Origin of the sequence: Bradyrhizobium tropiciagri (assembly GCF_018130505.1) — a bacterium.
In the GTDB taxonomy this organism is placed as follows: domain Bacteria; phylum Pseudomonadota; class Alphaproteobacteria; order Rhizobiales; family Xanthobacteraceae; genus Bradyrhizobium; species Bradyrhizobium tropiciagri_B.
In genome coordinates, this window is record NZ_JAFCKH010000001.1 from 85,587 (window position 1) to 103,547 (window position 17,961).

The window sequence follows — 17,961 nt, forward strand, 5'->3', positions numbered from 1 at the left end:
ACCGTGACCGCCTTCGGCAAACTGATCCGCACCACGGCGTTTCGGCTGACGCTGGTGTATCTGTTCTTGTTTGCGCTGTTTGCCGCCTCGCTGCTGGGCTATTTCGCCTGGAATACCCGCCGGCTGATCACCGAGCAGATCACGATCACGGTGAACGCCGAGATCGGCGAGATCTCCGACATCTATAACCGTCGCGGCCTGCGCGGCCTGCTCAACACAATGGGCAACCGTGCGCTGCGGCCTGGCGCCAATCTGTACCTGGTGACAGCGCCGAACGGGCAGGCGCTGGCCGGCAATATCGAGTCGCTGGCGCCGGGCGTGATGGGTATCCAGGGCTGGACCGAGACCGCCTATCGTCGGCTCGACGACAACACCGATCATCGTGCGCTGGTGCGGGTCACCGAGCTGACCAACGGCTTCCGCCTCTTGGTCGGGCGCGATCTGGAGGAGCGGCGGCGGCTGTTCGGGATCGTCGCCAAGGCCGCGCAATGGTCGATCCTGGTCGTCGTCGTGCTCGGCATCGGCGGCGGCATTTTCGTCGCGCGCCGCGTGCTGCACCGGATCGATGCCATGACCGGCACGACGCGGCGGATCATGGCCGGCGACCTGTCCGGCCGGCTGCCGGTCGGCCGCAGCGGCGACGAGCTCGACCGCCTCGCGGAAAACCTCAATGCCATGCTGGAGCGTATCGAGGCGCTGATGACCGGCCTCAAGGAGGTCTCCGACAACATCGCCCACGACCTCAAGACGCCGCTGACACGGCTGCGCAACCGCGCCGAGGAGGCTCTGGCAAGGTCGGGCAGCGAGGCCGATTACCGCGCGGCGCTGGAGCGGACGATCGAGGAGTCCGACGGGCTGATCCGCACCTTCAACGCGCTGTTGATGATCGCGCGCGCCGAGTCCGGCCAGGCGCGCGGAAACATGGACGATTTCGACGGCGCCGACGTCGCCAACGGCATCCACGAGCTGTACGAGCCGCTGGCCGAGGACGACGGCATGACGCTGCAGGTGAAGACCGCACCGACCCCGATCCACGGCAACCGCGAACTGATCAGCCAGGCGCTGGCCAATCTGGTCGAGAACGCCATCAAATACGGCAAGCCGGAAGCCGGCGTGCAGCCGCCGGGCGGGCAGGCCAGCGCGATCCTGATCGAGGCGCGGCGCGAGGGCGGCCAGGTGCTGCTCAGCGTCACCGACCACGGACCCGGCATCCCCGAGGGTGACCGCAAGCACGCGGTGGAGCGCTTCGTCCGCCTCGAGGCCAGCCGCACCTTGCCGGGTTCCGGGCTCGGCCTCAGCCTGGCTTCGGCGGTGGCGACCCTCCATGGCGGCGAGTTGCGGCTCGGCGATGCGCATCCCGGCCTGGTCGCGACCCTGGTGCTGCCGGCGCGGGTGGGCGGCAGTGACAGGCTTGCGGCTCAAACGCAGGATGTGCCACAGAAGGCGGCATGAATGCCGCCGCGCCGGGAAACGCGGATCGACATGCTCTGGCCGCGCGGTTCGCGGACGGACCGCGTGTCGCCGCGCCGCAATCCGCCGATCAGCGCCTGACTGACTGGTTCGCCGAGCTCGAGCCGGCCCAATCGGCCGCGCTCGAGGCGCTGCTGGACCAGCCGCACGCCCGCGACATCCTGCGCGGTATCACCGAGTTCTCGCCCTACCTGTTCGAGCTCGCGCGTGCCGATGCCGCGCGGCTGATCCGCGTTCTGTCATGCGACCCGGAGTCGCATCTGCCCGGCCTGATCGAGACCACCTCCCGCGACGTGCTGGCCGCCGGCAGCGAGGCCGAGGTGATGCAGCTGCTGCGCCGCCTGAAGGCGGAAGCGGCGCTGATGATCGCCCTGTGCGACATCGGCGGGGTCTGGCCGGTGATGCGCGTCACCGGCGCGCTGACCGACATCGCGGTGACCTCGGTCCAATCGGCTCTGCGCTATCTGTTCCGCCAGGAAGTCGCCCGCGGCCGGATGACCGCCGCCGATCCGGATCATCCCGAGGCGGGCTCCGGCCTGATCGTGCTGGCGATGGGCAAGATGGGCGCGGGCGAGCTGAACTATTCCAGCGATATCGACCTGATCGTGTTCTTCGATCGCAACGCCACCTCGCTCGCCGAGGATATCGAGCCGCAGCCGTTCTTCGTGCGGGTGACGCAGGCGATGGCGCGGATACTGCAGCAGCGGTCCGGCGAGGGCTACGTGTTCCGGGTCGATCTGCGGCTGCGGCCGGATCCGGCCTCGACCCAGGTCGCGATCTCGACCGACGCCGCGCTGCATTACTATGAGCGCGAGGGCCGCACCTGGGAGCGCGCGGCGATGATCAAGGCGCGGCCCTGCGCCGGCGACGCCCGGGCCGGCGACGCGCTGGTCGCCGAGCTCGCGCCGTTCGTCTGGCGCAAGCACCTGGATTTTGCCGCGCTCGCCGACGTCCATGACATGAAGCGGCAGATGCAGACCTATCGCGGCCAGAGCGAGATCTCGGTCGAGGGCCACAACGTCAAGGTCGGCCGCGGCGGCATCCGCGAGATCGAGTTCTTCGCCCAGACCCAGCAGCTGATCGCCGGCGGCCGCCATCCGGAGCTGCGGGTGCGGCCGACGCTGGAAGCGCTGACCGTACTCGCCGACAGCAACTGGATCACCTATGAGGCGCGCGACCAGCTGACGACCGCCTACGAGTTCCTGCGCCGGGTCGAGCACCGCCTGCAGATGATCGCCGACGAGCAGACTCACTCGCTGCCCGAGGAGCCCGAGGCCGTCGAGCGCTTTGCGCATTTCTTCGGCTACGAGAACCGCGAGGCGTTCGCCAAGGACCTGCTCGGCCAGCTCAAGATCGTGCAGAGCCATTACGGCAAGCTGTTCGAGGGCGACGATCCGACCGGCACCGCGAGGCTGCCGGATCTCAACTACGGCGGCGGTCCCGAGGATGCCCGCCTGGTCGAGCACCTCGCCAATCTGGGCTTCAAGAAGCCGGTCGCGGTCGCCGGCACCGTGCAGAACTGGATCGAGGGCGACTACCGCGCGCTGCGCGTGGAGGCGACGCGCACCGCGTTCCTCGAATTCATTCCCGGCCTGATCGACGGGCTCGCGCGTGCCGAGGAGCCCGACGACGCCGTGACGGCGTTCGACCGCTTCCTCGGCGCGTTGCAGCGCGGCGGGCGGCTGATCTCGCTGCTCAGCCAGAACCGCGACCTCGTCGCGCTGGTTGCGCTGATCCTCGGCGCGGCGCCGCGGCTCGGCGACATGCTGGCGCGCCAGCCGCAGATCATGGACGGCTTGATCGATCCGCGCTTCTTCGGCGCCATGCCGGACCGGAAGGAGCTGTCGGACCGGCTCGCCGCCACGCTGCAGGATGCGTCGTCCTATGAGGACTTCCTCGACCGCCTGCGGCTGTTCGGCCAGGAGAGCCTGTTCCTGATCGGCACCCGCATCCTGTCCGGCACGGTGTCGGCGCAGCACGCCAGCACCGCCTTCGCTGATGTCGCCGAGGGTATCGTCCACACCGTGCACGGCCTCGTCACCGATCAGTTCGCCGCGCAATACGGCCGCATCAAGGGGCAGGAGACCGCGATCATCGCGATGGGCCGGCTCGGCAGCCGCGAGATGACGGCATCCTCCGACCTCGATCTGATCCTGCTCTATGATTACGACGGCGAGGCGCCGGATTCCGACGGCGAGCGCTCGCTGCACGGCGCGCAGTATTTCGCCCGCTTCACCCAGCGCCTGATCAGCGCGTTCACGACGCGCACCAATTACGGCGTGCTGTACGAGGTCGACATGCGGCTGCGGCCGTCCGGGCGCGCCGGCCCGGTCGCCTCGCGGATCGACGCGTTCTCGGATTACCAGGAGCGCGAGGCCTGGACCTGGGAGCACATGGCGCTGACCCGCGCCCGGGTGATCTCGGCCTCGCCGGAATTCCGCGAGAAGATCGAGGCGATCATCCGCAGCGTGCTGACGCGGCCGCGCGATGCGGCGTCGACCGCGGCCGACGTCGCCGACATGCGGCGCGCGATCGCGCTGGAGAAGGGCGAGGACGACGTCTGGGATCTCAAGCTCGCCGCCGGCGGGCTGGTCGATATCGACTTCATCGCGCAGTATCTTCAGCTCGCGCACGCCTCGGTGAAGCCGGATATCCTCAGCGTCTCGACGCTGCAGGTGCTCGACAATGCCGCCAAGCTGGGCTTGCTCGGCCAGTCCGAAGCCGAGATCCTGCGCTCGGCGGCGCGGCTCTATCACGACCTGACCCAGATCCTGCGGCTCTGCGTCACCGGCAAGTTCAACCCGGAAACGGCCGGCGACGACCTGTTGCGCGTGATGGCGCGGGCAGGCGACACGCCGGACTTCTCCTCGCTGGAAGCCCGCCTGCGCGAGACCCAGAGCGAGGTACGTCGGGTGTTCACCGCGATCGTCGGCTAGTTTTGACGTTCGTCCCGTCATCCTGAAGAGCGCGCAGCGCGTCTCGAAGGATGCACGGCCACCAGCCGGGCCGTCGACCCTTCGAGACGCGCTGCGCGCTCCTCAGGGTGACGGTTGACGGAGTCAGTTCCGAGGGCTACGCCTGCAGCTTAAGCTTCTCCAGCGCGTCGCGGACGTTGGGCTCGAGGCCGCTGCCGCCGGCGTCGAGATGGGCGAAGATCTGCTTGCGCATCCTCGGGTCCCAGAACTTCCAGATGTGCTCGGAAATGCCCTGCACCGCGCGGTCGTGGCCCTGGCTCTGGAAGAACTTTCCAATCTGGTTTGCCATGTAGACCAGCTTGTCAGGCGACGACGACATAGGGGAGCTCCTTGCCGGTTTCCGCGCCGATGACGCGTTCCGGATGCGTGAAGATTTCAAATCCGTCCGAGCGGGCGATCGCGGCGAGCGTGATGCCGGCGGCGTCCGCCATCCTGACCGCGAGCGCGGTCGGGGCCGACACCGCGACCATCAGCGGTGCGCCGATCGCTGCGGTCTTCTGCACCATCTCGACCGAGACGCGGCTGGTCAGCAGCACCATGCCCTCGCTCGCCACCGCCTTGTCGCGCGCCAGCGCGCCGGCGAGCTTGTCGAGCGCGTTGTGGCGGCCGACGTCCTCGCGCAGCGCCACGATGCCGCGCGCACCCGTCCAGAACGCGGCGGCGTGCACGGCGCGGGTCTGGTGATTGATCTCCTGCAGCGGCGCCACCGCCGCCATCGCGGTCATGATCTCGCGCGGCGAGAAGGCGCGCGCCGCCGGCACCACCGCGGCCGGCCGAACCGCCTCGGCGATGGAATCGATTCCGCACAGGCCGCAGCCGGTCGGCCCGGCGATATGGCGCCGCCGCTCGGCGAGCCGATCGGCCTTGTCCGACTTCAGCCACATCCTGAGCTCGATGCCGTCGTCGAGCTCGACGATGTCGAGCGTCTCGATTTCATCGGCCGATTGCACGATGCCTTCGCTCAGGGTGAAGCCGACGGCAAAATCGCCGAGATCCCTGGGCGAGCCCATCATCACGGCATAGGTGCCGCCATTGTAGGTCAACGCGAGCGCCGTCTCCTCCGGGATCAGGCGCGTGCCGGCGCTGAACGCGCCGTCGCGCCAGATGGTTCGGTTCGCCGTATGGACGGGCTCGCTCATCACTACTCCGCGGCTTCCACCACCGGCGCAATACGGCGGGAGTGGCGCGCTTGCTCGTCATAGGCCTTCTGCCAGTCCGACGGACCGTTGGAAGGCGAGATCTGCACGGCGGTCACCTTATACTCCGGACAGTTGGTCGCCCAGTCGGAGAAGTCGGTCGTGATCACATTCGCCTGGGTGTCCGGGTGGTGGAACGTGGTGTAGACCACGCCCGGCGCCACGCGGTCGGTGATCTCCGCGCGCAGCGTGGTCTCGCCGGCGCGGCTCGTCAGCCGCACCCAGTCGCCGTCGCGCACGCCGCGCTGCTCGGCGTCGTGCGGATGGATCTCGAGCCGGTCCTCGGCATGCCAGACCACGTTCTCGGTGCGGCGGGTCTGCGCACCGACATTGTACTGGCTGAGGATGCGGCCCGTCGTGAGCAGCAGCGGATAGCGCGGGCCGGTGCGCTCGTCGGTCGCGATATATTCGGTGACGATGAACTTGCCCTTGCCGCGGACGAAGCCGTCGATATGCATCACCGGCGTGCCCTCGGGCGCCTTGTCGTTGCAGGGCCACTGCACCGAGCCGAGTTCGTCAAGCTTTGCATACGAGACGCCGGCGAAGGTCGGCGTCAGCGCGGCGATCTCGTCCATGATCTCGGAGGGATGCTTGTAGTTCATCTCGAGGCCCATCGCCTTGGCGAGCAGGATCGTCACCTCCCAGTCGGCATAGCCGTTGAGCGGCGTCATCACCTTGCGGACGCGCTGGATGCGGCGCTCGGCATTGGTGAAGGTTCCGTCCTTCTCCAGGAAGGTCGAGCCGGGCAGGAAGACGTGGGCGTAGTTCGCGGTCTCGTTGAGGAAGAGATCGTGGACGATGACGCATTCCATCGCAGACAGCGCCGCCACCACGTGCTTGGTGTTCGGGTCGGACTGCAGGATGTCCTCGCCCTGCACGTAGAGGCCCATGAAGGTGCCTTCGATCGCGGCGTCGAACATGTTGGGGATGCGCAGGCCCGGCTCCTTGTTGAGCTTGACGTTCCACATCGCCTCGAACTGCTCGCGCACCGCATCGCCCGAGATGTGGCGGTAGCCGGGCAACTCGTGCGGGAACGAGCCCATGTCGCAGGAGCCCTGCACGTTGTTCTGGCCGCGCAGCGGGTTCACGCCGACGCCGGGCCGGCCGATATTGCCGGTGACCATCGCGAGGTTGGCGATCGCGATCACCGTGGTCGAGCCCTGGCTGTGCTCGGTGACGCCGAGCCCGTAATAGATCGCGCCGTTGCCGCCGGTGGCGTAAATCCGCGCCGCCTCGCGCAGCACCTTCGGATCGACGCCGGTCATGATCGCCGTCGCTTCCGGGCTGTACTTCTCCTGGGCGACGAAGGCCGCCCAATCCGAGAACTCGCTCCAGTCGCAGCGTTCGCGCACGAAGCTTTCGTTGACGAGCCCTTCGGTGACGATGACATGGGCGAGCGCGGTGACTACGGCAACGTTGGTGCCAGGCATCAGCGGCAGGTGCAGCGCCTTCACATGCGGCGATTCCACCATCTCGGTGCGGCGCGGATCGACCACGATCAGCTTGGCGCCCTGGCGCAGCCGCTTCTTCAGCCGCGAGGCGAACACCGGATGCGCCGAGGCGGGATTGGCGCCGATGATCACCACGACGTCGGTGTCTTCCACCGAGTCGAAATCCTGCGTGCCGGCCGAGGTGCCGAAGGTCTGCGACAGGCCGTAGCCGGTCGGCGAATGGCAGACGCGGGCGCAGGTGTCGACATTGTTGTTGCCGAAGCCGGCGCGGATCAGCTTCTGCACCAGATAGGTCTCTTCATTGGTGCAGCGCGAGGAGGTGATGCCGCCGACCGCGTCGCGGCCATACTTCTCCTGAATGCCCTTGAACTTCGCGGCGGCGAAGTTGAACGCCTCGTCCCACGACACTTCCTGCCAGGGGTCCTCGATCCGTTCGCGGATCATCGGCTTGAGGATACGCTCCTTGTGCGTGGTGTAGCCCCAGGCGAAACGGCCCTTGACGCAGGAGTGGCCGCGATTGGCCTTGCCGTCCTTGTAGGGCACCATGCGCACCACTTCCTCGCCGCGCATCTCGGCCTTGAAGGTGCAGCCGACGCCGCAATAGGCGCAGGTGGTGACGAGCGAGTGCTCGGGCTGGCCGATCTCGATCACGGACTTTTCGGTCAGCGTCGCGGTCGGGCAGGCCTGCACGCAGGCGCCGCAGGACACGCATTCGGAGCCGAGGAAGCTCTCGCTCATGCCGGGCGAGACGCGGCTGTCGAAGCCGCGGCCGGAGATCGTCAGCGCGAAGGTGCCTTGCACCTCCTCGCAGGCGCGGACGCAGCGCGAACACACGATGCACTTGGAAGGATCGTAAGTGAAGTACGGATTGGATTCGTCCTTCGCCATCCAGTTGTCGTTGTCGCAGCCATGGGCCTTGGCGAAGACGTGGTTCTCGCCTTCATAACCGTAGCGCACGTCGCGCAGGCCGACTGCGCCCGCCATGTCCTGCAATTCGCAGTCGCCGTTGGCGGCGCAGGTCAGGCAGTCCAGCGGATGGTCGGAGATGTAGAGCTCCATCACGCCCTTGCGCAGCTGCTTGAGCCGCTCGCTCTGGGTGTGGACCACGAGGCCGTTCATTGCAGGCGTGGTGCAGGAGGCCGGCGTGCCGGCACGGCCCTCGATCTCCACCAGACACAGCCGGCAGGAGCCGAAGGCGTCGACCATGTCGGTCGCGCACAGCTTCGGGATCTGCGTGCCGGCTTCCATCGCAGCCCGCATGATCGAGGTGCCTTCGGGCACCGTGACCTGATTGCCGTCGATGGTCAACGTGACCATCGTCTCCGATTTGGACTTGGGCGTGCCGAAATCGATTTCCTGGATCAGCGACATCGTGATTTCCCTGTCTATTCCGCGGCCTGCAGACGGGCCGGTGCGGGACCAAAATCTTCCCGGAAGTGTTTCAAGGCGCTCATCACGGGGTAGGGCGTGAAGCCGCCGAGTGCGCAGAGCGAGCCGAACTTCATGGTGTTGCAGAGGTCTTCGACCACGGCGAGGTTTTGTGCGACGCGCTCGCCGTTGATGATCTTGTTGATGGTCTCGACGCCGCGGGTCGAGCCGATCCGGCACGGCGTGCACTTGCCGCAGGATTCGACGGCGCAGAACTCCATGGCAAAGCGCGCCTGCTTCGCCATGTCGACGCTGTCGTCGAACACGACGACGCCCGCATGTCCGATCAGACCGTCGCGCGCCGCGAACGCTTCGTAGTCGAAGGGAGTATCAAACAACGCGCGCGGGAAGTAGGCGCCGAGCGGACCGCCGACTTGGACCGCGCGGACCGGACGGCCGGTGAAGGTGCCGCCGCCGATATCGTCGATCAGTTCGCCGAGCGTGATGCCGAAGGCGGTCTCGAACAAGCCGCCGTATTTGATGTTGCCGGCGAGCTGGATCGGCATCGTGCCGCGCGAGCGGCCCATGCCGAAATCGGAATAGGCCTTGGCGCCGTTGTCGAGGATGAAGGGAATCGCCGCGAACGACAGCACGTTGTTGATCACGGTCGGACGGCCGAACAGGCCCTTGTGCGCCGGCAGCGGCGGTTTCGCCCGCACGATGCCGCGGCGGCCTTCGAGGCTCTCGAGCAGCGAGGTCTCCTCGCCGCAGACATAGGCGCCGGCGCCGACGCGCACCTCGAGATCGAACTCATGCACTGAACCGCCGATGCGCTTGCCGAGCAGGCCGGCGCGCCGGGCGGCGACGATCGCGGCGTTCATCGCCTCGACCGCGTGCGGATATTCGGAGCGGATGTAGATGTAGCCCTTGGTGGCGCCGACCGTGATGCCCGCGATCGTCATGCCCTCGATCACGACGAGGGGGTCGCCTTCCATGATCATGCGGTCGGCGAACGTGCCGCTGTCACCTTCGTCGGCGTTGCAGACGATGTATTTGCGGTCGGCGCTGGTCTGCGCCACCGTCTTCCACTTGATGCCGGTCGGGAAGCCGGCGCCGCCGCGGCCGCGCAGGCCCGAGGTGGTGACGTCGGCGAGGATCTGATCGGAGGTCAGCGTCAGCGCCCGCTCCAGGCCCCTGTAGCCGCCATGGGCGCGGTAGTCGTCGACCGAGCGCGGATCGATCACGCCGCAGCGCGCGAAGGTCAGGCGGGTCTGGCGCTTCAGCCAGGGAATCTCATCCGTGACACCAAGCCGCAGGGCGTGCTGGCCATTGCCGGCCATGGCGTCGAGCAGGGCAGGCACCTCGGCCGTCGTCACCGGACCGAACGCGATGCGGCCCTGAGGCGTCGCCAGCTCGACCATTGGCTCCAGCCAGTACAGCCCGCGCGAGCCCGTCCTGACGATCTCGATCGCGACACCGCGCTTGGCCGCGGTTTGCTCGAAGGCGAGGGCGACGTCGTCGGCGCCGACCGCAACCGCACCGGCATCGCGAGGGATGAAGATCCGCATGCTCATCGCTGTGCCTCCGCGACCAGCGCGTCGATCCGCGTCTCGTCGAGCCGGCCGACCACACGGCCGTCAAGCATTGCCGAAGGCGCGGTGGCGCAGAGACCGAGGCAGTAGATCGGCTCCAGCGTCACGCGGTCGTCGGCGGTGGTATTGCCGAGGGAAATGCCGAGCTTGGCCTCCGCGCGCGCGGCCAGGGCGTCGCCGCCGGCGGCCTGGCAGGCCTCGGCGCGGCACAGCTTGAGGACATGGCGTCCGGCCGGTTGCTTGCGGAAGTCGTGGTAGAAGGTGAACACGCCGTGCACCTCGGCGCGGGACAGACTGAGCGCCTGCGCGACCATGGGAATCGCCGGCTCGGGCACGTAGCCGAAGGCCTCCTGCAGTGCGTGCAGGATCACCAGCGTGGCGCCCTCCAGGCCAGAATGTTCGGCGATGATTTCAGCGCCGCGCGCCTCATCCCAGGGTTCGTATCCCGATGTCATCCGCGATTCTCATGATCAGTTTTTTTGCTTCCTCCATTGAATTGGAATCGCTCGAAACATCAATAAAGCTGTCTCATGCGGCGATTGCGAAAGGCGATTAATAGCTTTGTTCAATTGATTGATTTATAATCGCAATAATGATTGGAAATCACGGACTTCGGACGCGCTTTGGGATTACGGATCGCGCCGCGATCGTGGTACGTGTGACAGTGTTGGGACACCGTTTCTGATGGGGTTTGATCCTTGATCGACAAGCTGGAATTACTGCTGGCGCTGGCCAAGGAGCGGCACTTCGGCCGAGCGGCGGAGGCCTGCGGCGTGACCCAGCCGACCATGTCGACCAGCCTCAAGCAGCTCGAGGAAATTCTCGGCGTCATGCTGGTGCAGCGCGGATCCCGCTTCCAGGGATTCACACCGGAAGGTGAACGGACCCTTGACTGGGCGCGTCGCATTGTCGGCGACGCGCGGGCGATGAAGCAGGAGATCAACAGCCTCAAGGACAAGCTGTCGGGCGAGATCCGGATCGCCGCGATCCCGACCGTGCTCGGCATGGTGGCCTCCCTGACCACGCCGTTCCGCGCGCGGCATCCCGAGGTGCGCTTCCGCATCCAGTCCTGCACGTCCGCGGACGTGCTCGGCCTGCTGGAGAACCTCGAGGTCGATGCCGGGCTGACCTATATCGAGAACGAGCCGATCGGCAAGGTGCGCACCATTCCGCTCTACAATGAGAGCTATCGGCTGCTGACGGCGCCGGACGCGATGTTCGGCGATCGCAAGCAGGTGACGTGGAAGGAGGTCGGCACCGTGCCGCTCTGCCTGCTGACACCAGACATGCAGAACCGCCGCATCATCGATCGCGCCCTGACGTCGGTCGGCGCCGAGGCAACGCCGACGCTGACCTCGAATTCGCTGCTGGTTCTGTACACCCATGTGAAGACCGGCCGCTGGGCGAGCGTGATGCCGGCCAAGCTCGCGGAGACACTTGGGCTCGCCAATGCCGTGCGCAGCATCCCGATCGTCGATCCGTTGGTGAACTACAGCATCGGCATGGTGATCCCGCAGCGCGATCCGATGACGCCGCTGATCGCGGCCCTGGTGCAGGTCGCGCGCGAAGTCGCGCCGACGCTGGAGACGGCGTAGCACCCGGCATTCTGCCGGGTTCCTTCAGGGCGGTTCCTGCTTCAGACAATTTTCTCGCGCTTGCGCAGCGGCGGAACTCTCCGCCGGCTTGTCGGTTTCATTGCGGCGTTCCGACCAGCCAGCAGGAGATGTTTTGAATCGCCGTCAACTCCTTCACGGATCGGCCGTGTTGCCGACGCTTTTGCTCCTGCCACGGCGCGAGGCCGCCGCTGCGGCGACGGGGAACCCGCCGGATACTCCTTTCAGCGCGTCCATGGTGAGAGAGCTTGCCCGCAATCTCGCCGCCAAATCTTTCGAGGCGCCGGACGAGACGCTGCCGAACGGCCTGAAGGATCTGACCTACGATCAGTACCGGTCGATCCGCTTCTCGCCGGAGCGCGCGCTCTGGCGCGACAGGAAGCTGCCGTTCGAAGCGCAGTTCTTCCATCGCGGCTTCTTCTACAAGAACAGGGTCGCCATCTTCGAGGTGGCCGACGGCAAGGCGAGTGCGATCCGCTACAGCAAGGACGAGTTCACGTTCGGCGAGAACGTGCCCGCCTTCGCCGAGAGCGATCTCGGCTTCGCGGGATTTCGCATCCACGCGCCGATCAACAAGCCGGACTACAAGGACGAGGTCTGCGTCTTCCTGGGCGCGAGCTATTTCCGCGCCGTTGCCGCAGGCGAGACCTACGGCCTGTCGGCGCGCGGCCTGTCGATCGACACCGGGGAGGCGAAGGGCGAGGAGTTTCCTTTCTTCAAGGCGTTCTGGCTCGAGCGGCCCTTGCCCGATGCGACGTCGCTGGTCATTCATGCCTTGCTCGACAGCAAGAATTGCGCGGCGAGCTATCGTTTCACGATCAGGCCGGGGAAGACCACGGTGTTCGATGTCGAGGCATCGATCTATCCGCGTGCCGATCTCGAGCACGCCGGCCTCGCGCCGATGACCAGCATGTTCTTCTTCGGGCCCAACGATCGCAACGAGGTCGATGATTTTCGTCCCTCGGTGCACGATTCCGACGGGCTTGCGATCTACAACGGCAAGGGCGAGAGCCTGTGGCGCCCACTGAGCAATCCGCGCGATCTGCAGGTCTCCACGTTCCAGGACGTCAATCCGCACGGCTTCGGGCTGATGCAGCGCGAGAAGAATTTCTTCGCCTATCAGGACATCGAATCGCGCTTCGAGAAGCGCCCGAGCCTGTGGGTCGAGCCGATCGGTGACTGGGGTGAGGGCGCGGTCATCCTGTTCGAGATTCCGACCAAGGAAGAGATCCACGACAACATCGCCGCGTTCTGGCGGCCGAAGGTGCCGCTGAAGGCCAAGAGCGAGACCAATCTCACCTATCGCCTGCATTGGGGACCGGACGCGCCGAAGCCGCATTCGCTGGCGCGCTTCACGCGCACCGGGATCGGCGCGCGCGGCGAGAACAGCAAGCTGTTCGTGCTGGACCTGTTCGGCGACAATCTGAAGGGCCTCGATCCCGCCAGCATCAAGGGCGTCGTAAGCGCCGAGAAGGCCGAGATCACCAACATCGTCTCGCAGCCGAACCCGAATACCGGCGGCTGGCGGCTCAGCTTCCAGTGCGCCGTGAAGAAGGAGCCGATCGAGCTGCGGGCCCATCTGGCCCAGGACGACAAGCCGCTGTCCGAGATCTGGGTCTATCGATGGGCGCCGTAGTCACGTCGCCCGCCACCGGTATCGCGAAGGCGGCGGACGGCTTCCTTCCGCGCGAGAACCCGCTTGCGATGTCGGCGGCCGATCTCGGCCGGCCGCCGCGCGCGGTGGGACAGCCGGTGTCGATCGGCACGCGCATGACGATGCGTCGCGCATCCGTGCTGGTGCTGACGGCCGCGCTGACCTGTGCGGGCGCCTACGAGATGTACATGGTCGTGCAGGTCGGCGGCGTGACGATCATGGAAGGCATGGTGCTGGTGCTGTTCGTCGCGCTGCTCGCCTGGATCGCCTTCTCGTTCGCCTCGGCGCTGGCCGGCTTCTTCGTGCTGCTGCGGCGCCAGGGCAATGCGCTGCCGATCCCCGACGCCGGCCCGTTGCCGCCGCTGGTGAGCCGGACCGCGGTGCTGCTTCCGACCTACAATGAGAACCCGCAGCAATTGATGGCGCGGCTGCGCGCCATCCACGAGTCGGTCGAGGCGACCGGACAGGCCGAAAACTTCGACTGGTTCGTGCTGAGCGACACCCGCGACCCCGATATCTGGGTCGCCGAGGAGCAGGCGTTCCTCGAACTCTGCGAGGCCTGCGGCAAGGAGCGGCTCTATTACCGGCATCGCGCCGACAATACGGCGCGGAAGTCCGGCAACATCGGCGAGTGGATCACGCGGTTCGGCGGCGCCTACCAGTTCATGATCGTGCTCGACGCCGACAGCCTGATGTCGGGCGACACCATGGTGCGGATGGTCCATGCCATGGAGAGCCATCCGGCGGCGGCGCTGATCCAGACCTTGCCGGTGATCGTCAACGCACGCAGCCTGTTCAGCCGCCTGCAGCAATTCGCCGGCCGGCTCTACGGCCCGATGATCGCCGCCGGCGTCGCGTGGTGGCACGGCTCCGAAGGCAATTACTGGGGACACAATGCCATCATCAGGGTTCAGGCCTTCGCCGAACAGGCGGGGCTGCCCGAGCTCTCCGGACGCAAGCCGTTCGGCGGCCACATCCTGAGCCACGATTTCGTCGAGGCGGCGCTGATGCGGCGCGCCGGCTGGGGCATCTACATGGCGCCGGCGCTCGGCGGCAGTTTCGAGGAGGTGCCGCCGTCGCTCTTGGATTTCGCCGCGCGCGACCGGCGCTGGTGCCAGGGCAATCTGCAGCATCTCGCGGTGCTGGGCACGCGCCGCCTGCACTGGATTTCGCGGCTGCATTTCATGACCGGGATCGGCTCCTACATCACCGCGCCGCTCTGGCTGTCGTTCCTGCTGCTCGGAATCCTGATCTCGCTGCAGGCCCGCTTCATCCTGCCGGAGTATTTTCCGAAGGGATTCTCGCTGTTCCCGAACTGGCCGGCGCAGGATCCCGTGCTCGCAGCGTGGGTGTTCGGCCTCACCATGGCGCTGCTGATCGTGCCCAAGCTGCTCGGCTTCGTCCTGCTGCTGGCGAGGCGGGAGATGCGCCGGCAATTCGGTGGCGGCTTTCGCGCCTTTGCAGGCGTCGTTGCCGAGCTGTTGATTTCGGCGCTGGTCGCGCCGGTGATGATGGTGTTCCAGTCGATTGCGGTGGTCGAGATCCTGCTCGGCCGTGACGCCGGCTGGCAGACCCAGCGGCGTGACGACGGCGCGGTCGAGCGGCGCGAGCTCTATCGCAAATACGGCATCCCGACCGCCTGCGGCGTCGCGATGGCGGCTGCCGCCTACGCCGTGTCGCTGCCGCTGCTGCTGTGGATGTCGCCGGTGATCGTCGGCCTGCTGTTTGCGATCCCGATCGGAGCGTGGACGGCGACGCCGGCGATGCGCGGGCTGTTCGTGACGCCGGAGGAGGTGCAGCCGCCGCGGGTGCTGGTCCGTGCCAACGAGCTCGCCGCGTCGCGCGCCTGCGCGTCGGCGCCGGCGCTCGCGACGTTGCGGCGGGAAACCGGCTTGCTGCAGCGTCATCTCTCTTCGCTTCCGCCGGCGAAGCGCAACGGTCCGGGCGACATCGATCTTCATCTCGCGCTGGCGCGTGCGCGAATCGAGGCGAGCGAAAGCTTCGACGAGGCGGTCGATCATCTCACGCCGCGAGAGACGCTCGCCGTGCTCGGCGATCGCGCGCTGCTGGCCGGCGTGCTTGCGAAGTAGTGCGGGGTTTTACGCCGCCTCGGGCAGCCTCGCCAGGGGCATGTGCGGATCGCGCGGCAGCGTGACGCGGACCACGGTGCCGACGCCGAGCCTGGAGCGCAGCTTCATCGAGCCGCCGTGCAAATTGGTCAGTGAACGGGCGATCGCAAGGCCGAGCCCGGAGCCCTGGTAGGTCTTGGTGAGCTGGCTCTCGACCTGCTCGAACGGCTTGCCGAGCCGGCGCAGCGAATCCGGCGCGATGCCGATGCCGCTGTCGGCGATCAGCAGCACGATGGAGTCGTGCAGCATCTGGCCGCGCACCAGCACGCGGCCCTGGTCGGGCGTGAACTTCACCGCATTGGAGAGCAGGTTGACGATGATCTGCTTGACCGCGCGGCGGTCAGCGACGACGGAGATCGTGCTTTCGATATCGGACTCCAGCGACAACTGCTTGTCCTCGGCGCGGCCGGACACCACGCGGATCGATTCCGCGAGGATGCCGGAGAGGTCGAGCGGCGCCATGTCGAACTTCATGCGGCCGGCCTCGATCTTCGACATGTCGAGGATGTCGTTGATGACCTCGAGCAGATATTTGCCCGACGTCAGGATGTCGTTGCAGTACTCCTGGTATTTGTCCGAGCCGAGCGTGCCGAACAGCCCGCTGCCCATGATCTCGGAGAAGCCGATGATGGCGTTGAGCGGCGTGCGCAGCTCGTGGCTCATGTTGGCCAGGAATTTCGACTTCGCCGCGTTGGCGTCCTCGGCGCGGGTCTTCTCCTGCGAATACTTCTCGGCGAGGTCGGCGAGCTCGACGGCCTGCCGCTCCAGCTCGGACTGCGAGCGCTGCAGGTCGATCACCGTCGCGCGCAGGCGCAGATCATTGTCGACCAGCTTCTGCTCGTGCGCCTTGATGCGGGTGATGTCGGTGCCGACCGAGACGTAGCCGCCGTCCTTGGTGCGGCGCTCGCTGATGTGCAGCCAGCTGCCGTCGTCGAGCTGCGCCTCGAAAGTGCGCGCGCCGGGCGCCGGCAGGCCGCTCTCGTGCAGTCGGGTGCGCACCTCCGGCATGCTGCCGACCTCGATCACGGTCTCATAGGAGGTGCCGGGAGCCACGGCGGAATCCGGCAGCCGGTGCAGGCGCTGGAAATGCGAGTTGCAGAGCACGAGGCGGTCGTCGGCGTCCCACAGCACGAAGGCTTCCGGAATGGTCTCGATCGCGTCGCGCAGCCGAAGGTCGGCCTCGACCGATTTCTCCGCGAGGCTCTTCTGTTCGGTGATGTCGACCGCGATGCCGATCAAATGCAGGCCGCCGTCGGCCGCGGCGTGGCTGAGCTCGCAGCGCACCCGCAGCCAGATCCAGTGGCCGCCGACATGGCGCATGCGGAAGCTCTGATCGATGTGGTCGATCTTGCCCGAGATCAGCTGGTCGGCGATGTCGAACAAGTTGATGTCGTCGGAATTCACCAGCGCGTTGACCTCGCCGAAGGTGAGCAGGTCGTTGCGGGTGTCGAGCCCGAGCAGCGTGAACATCGATTGCGACCAGAAGATCCGGCCGCGCGACAGGTCCCAGTCCCACAGTCCGCAGCGGCCGCGGTTGAGCGCGGTGTCGATCCGGCCGCGTACCGCGTCGTTGATCAAATCGCCCTCGCGGGCGCGGGTCGATTGCCAGTGGAAGGCGAAGCCGAGGATCAGCACGACGAAGCTCGTGGTCGCCGACAGCGTGATCGAGAGCGCGGCGTCCGATCCCCAGATCGGCTCGTTCATCTCCTGGATCACGACGACCTGGCCGGGCAGCGACTTGACCAGCCGCGAGATCGCCAGCGCGCCGGTGCCGCCGGGCAGCGTCATGTCGCTGACCACGCCCTGCTGGCCGGGCGCGACCAGGAGCTGCGCGGTCGAGATGATGTCGAGCACGCGATCGCTGCCGCCGAGGCCGTCGATCGGCACGCGCGCCAGCACGCGATGATCGGTGCCGGTGATGATGACGTGGCGGCCCAAGGCGATGCCCCAGGACGGAATCAGGTCGGGCAGCAGGTCCTGCATGCGCTCGATATTGGCGATCCGGTCGCGGCGCACCGAGGTGACGCGGTCGAGACGTTCGGCGAGGATGTCGGAGAGCGCGGCAAGGTCGCGCTTCATCGCGCCGCGCTTCTGCCGGTTCTGGTCGATGACCTGGACGAAGGCGCCGAGGCAGATCGTGATCAGGAAGGCGATGATCAGAGTAGGCACAGCGCGGCGCAGTGCAGGCTCGGCCGTCAAGAGCCTGTGATAGGCCGGTTTCGCGATCGACTGCGCCAATCCCTTGATCGAATCGGATTGGACGCACGCGTTCGCTGCATGCGCGCGCGCCATGCCTTAGACCCCCACTCTAAGCTGCTGTTTTACCCGGTCCGGATGCTCCCCACGTTGCATCCGAATCATCATGATTTGAATCCAGATTTCTCGGGCTGTCGAGAGTCAACGATTCGTTAATGCGAAATAATTCTTGCTCAATACAGAATCGGTACGCGCGAATTGAGTCCGAAACAAGAACGGCTCCGTAGAACTACAGAGTCTCTTGTTCGAGCATGATC

At 66.7% G+C, this 17,961-nt stretch carries 11 protein-coding genes; 5 read left to right on the forward strand and 6 right to left on the reverse strand.

Annotation, left to right across the window (positions count from 1 at the left end; all coding sequences use genetic code 11):
* Positions 1-3: 3 nt before the first annotated feature.
* Positions 4-1,452 (forward strand): sensor histidine kinase, encoded by a 1,449-nt coding sequence (locus JQ633_RS00375; protein ID WP_211981172.1) that lies wholly within the window; start codon positions 4-6, stop codon positions 1,450-1,452.
* Complete coding sequence (locus tag JQ633_RS00380; RefSeq protein WP_211981173.1) at positions 1,449-4,406, forward strand: bifunctional [glutamine synthetase] adenylyltransferase/[glutamine synthetase]-adenylyl-L-tyrosine phosphorylase; 2,958 nt, start codon at positions 1,449-1,451, stop codon at positions 4,404-4,406. Before JQ633_RS00375 ends, JQ633_RS00380 begins: the two co-directional genes overlap by 4 nt.
* A 136-nt stretch (positions 4,407-4,542) precedes the next feature.
* On the opposite strand, the gene JQ633_RS00385 is transcribed toward JQ633_RS00380, so the two are convergent.
* The 5 genes from JQ633_RS00385 to JQ633_RS00405 are packed head-to-tail and all read right to left on the reverse strand — an operon-like array spanning position 4,543 to position 10,507.
* The gene (locus JQ633_RS00385; RefSeq protein ID WP_211981175.1) at positions 4,543-4,764 is read right to left on the reverse strand and encodes a formate dehydrogenase subunit delta; all 222 of its coding nucleotides are present in this window, start codon (positions 4,762-4,764) and stop codon (positions 4,543-4,545) included.
* On the reverse strand, positions 4,748-5,584 hold the full coding sequence (gene fdhD / locus JQ633_RS00390; protein WP_211981177.1) for a formate dehydrogenase accessory sulfurtransferase FdhD: 837 nt from the start codon (positions 5,582-5,584) through the stop codon (positions 4,748-4,750). The genes JQ633_RS00385 and fdhD overlap by 17 nt, the downstream gene beginning before the upstream one ends.
* A gap of 2 nt (positions 5,585-5,586) precedes the next feature.
* Positions 5,587-8,463, reverse strand: a complete 2,877-nt coding sequence (gene fdhF / locus JQ633_RS00395) for a formate dehydrogenase subunit alpha (RefSeq protein ID WP_211981184.1) — start codon at positions 8,461-8,463, stop codon at positions 5,587-5,589.
* A gap of 14 nt (positions 8,464-8,477) precedes the next feature.
* Positions 8,478-10,034 carry a formate dehydrogenase beta subunit gene (locus JQ633_RS00400; RefSeq protein WP_211981186.1) on the reverse strand — a complete coding sequence of 519 codons (1,557 nt, stop codon included), beginning with the start codon at positions 10,032-10,034 and terminating at the stop codon, positions 8,478-8,480.
* Entirely contained in the window at positions 10,031-10,507 is a 477-nt protein-coding gene (locus tag JQ633_RS00405; protein ID WP_211981188.1) for a formate dehydrogenase subunit gamma, read from the reverse strand. The genes JQ633_RS00400 and JQ633_RS00405 overlap by 4 nt, the downstream gene beginning before the upstream one ends.
* Before the next feature lie 243 nt (positions 10,508-10,750).
* Between JQ633_RS00405 and JQ633_RS00410 the strand changes: the two genes are divergently transcribed.
* From JQ633_RS00410 to mdoH, 3 genes are all read left to right on the forward strand, one after another.
* Entirely contained in the window at positions 10,751-11,647 is an 897-nt protein-coding gene (locus JQ633_RS00410) for a LysR family transcriptional regulator (RefSeq protein WP_211981190.1), read from the forward strand.
* Positions 11,648-11,780: 133 nt separating this feature from the next.
* Positions 11,781-13,301 carry a glucan biosynthesis protein G gene (locus JQ633_RS00415; protein WP_211981192.1) on the forward strand — a complete coding sequence of 507 codons (1,521 nt, stop codon included), beginning with the start codon at positions 11,781-11,783 and terminating at the stop codon, positions 13,299-13,301.
* Complete coding sequence (mdoH, locus tag JQ633_RS00420) at positions 13,289-15,409, forward strand: glucans biosynthesis glucosyltransferase MdoH (protein ID WP_211981194.1); 2,121 nt, start codon at positions 13,289-13,291, stop codon at positions 15,407-15,409. The genes JQ633_RS00415 and mdoH overlap by 13 nt, the downstream gene beginning before the upstream one ends.
* Positions 15,410-15,418: 9 nt before the next feature.
* Here the strand turns inward: mdoH and JQ633_RS00425 are convergent, their stop codons facing one another.
* Complete coding sequence (locus tag JQ633_RS00425; protein ID WP_211981196.1) at positions 15,419-17,740, reverse strand: sensor histidine kinase; 2,322 nt, start codon at positions 17,738-17,740, stop codon at positions 15,419-15,421.
* Between the last annotated feature and the right edge of the window lie 221 nt (positions 17,741-17,961).

Coding starts and splice junctions, on each gene's coding strand:
- JQ633_RS00380 (WP_211981173.1), top strand. CDS start 1,449: ATGAATGCCGCCGCGCCGGGAAACGCGGATCGACATGCTCTGGCCGCG.
- JQ633_RS00385 (WP_211981175.1), bottom strand. CDS start 4,764: ATGTCGTCGTCGCCTGACAAGCTGGTCTACATGGCAAACCAGATTGGA.
- fdhD (WP_211981177.1), bottom strand. CDS start 5,584: ATGAGCGAGCCCGTCCATACGGCGAACCGAACCATCTGGCGCGACGGC.
- fdhF (WP_211981184.1), bottom strand. CDS start 8,463: ATGTCGCTGATCCAGGAAATCGATTTCGGCACGCCCAAGTCCAAATCG.
- JQ633_RS00400 (WP_211981186.1), bottom strand. CDS start 10,034: ATGAGCATGCGGATCTTCATCCCTCGCGATGCCGGTGCGGTTGCGGTC.
- JQ633_RS00405 (WP_211981188.1), bottom strand. CDS start 10,507: ATGACATCGGGATACGAACCCTGGGATGAGGCGCGCGGCGCTGAAATC.
- mdoH (WP_211981194.1), top strand. CDS start 13,289: ATGGGCGCCGTAGTCACGTCGCCCGCCACCGGTATCGCGAAGGCGGCG.
- JQ633_RS00425 (WP_211981196.1), bottom strand. CDS start 17,740: ATGGCGCGCGCGCATGCAGCGAACGCGTGCGTCCAATCCGATTCGATC.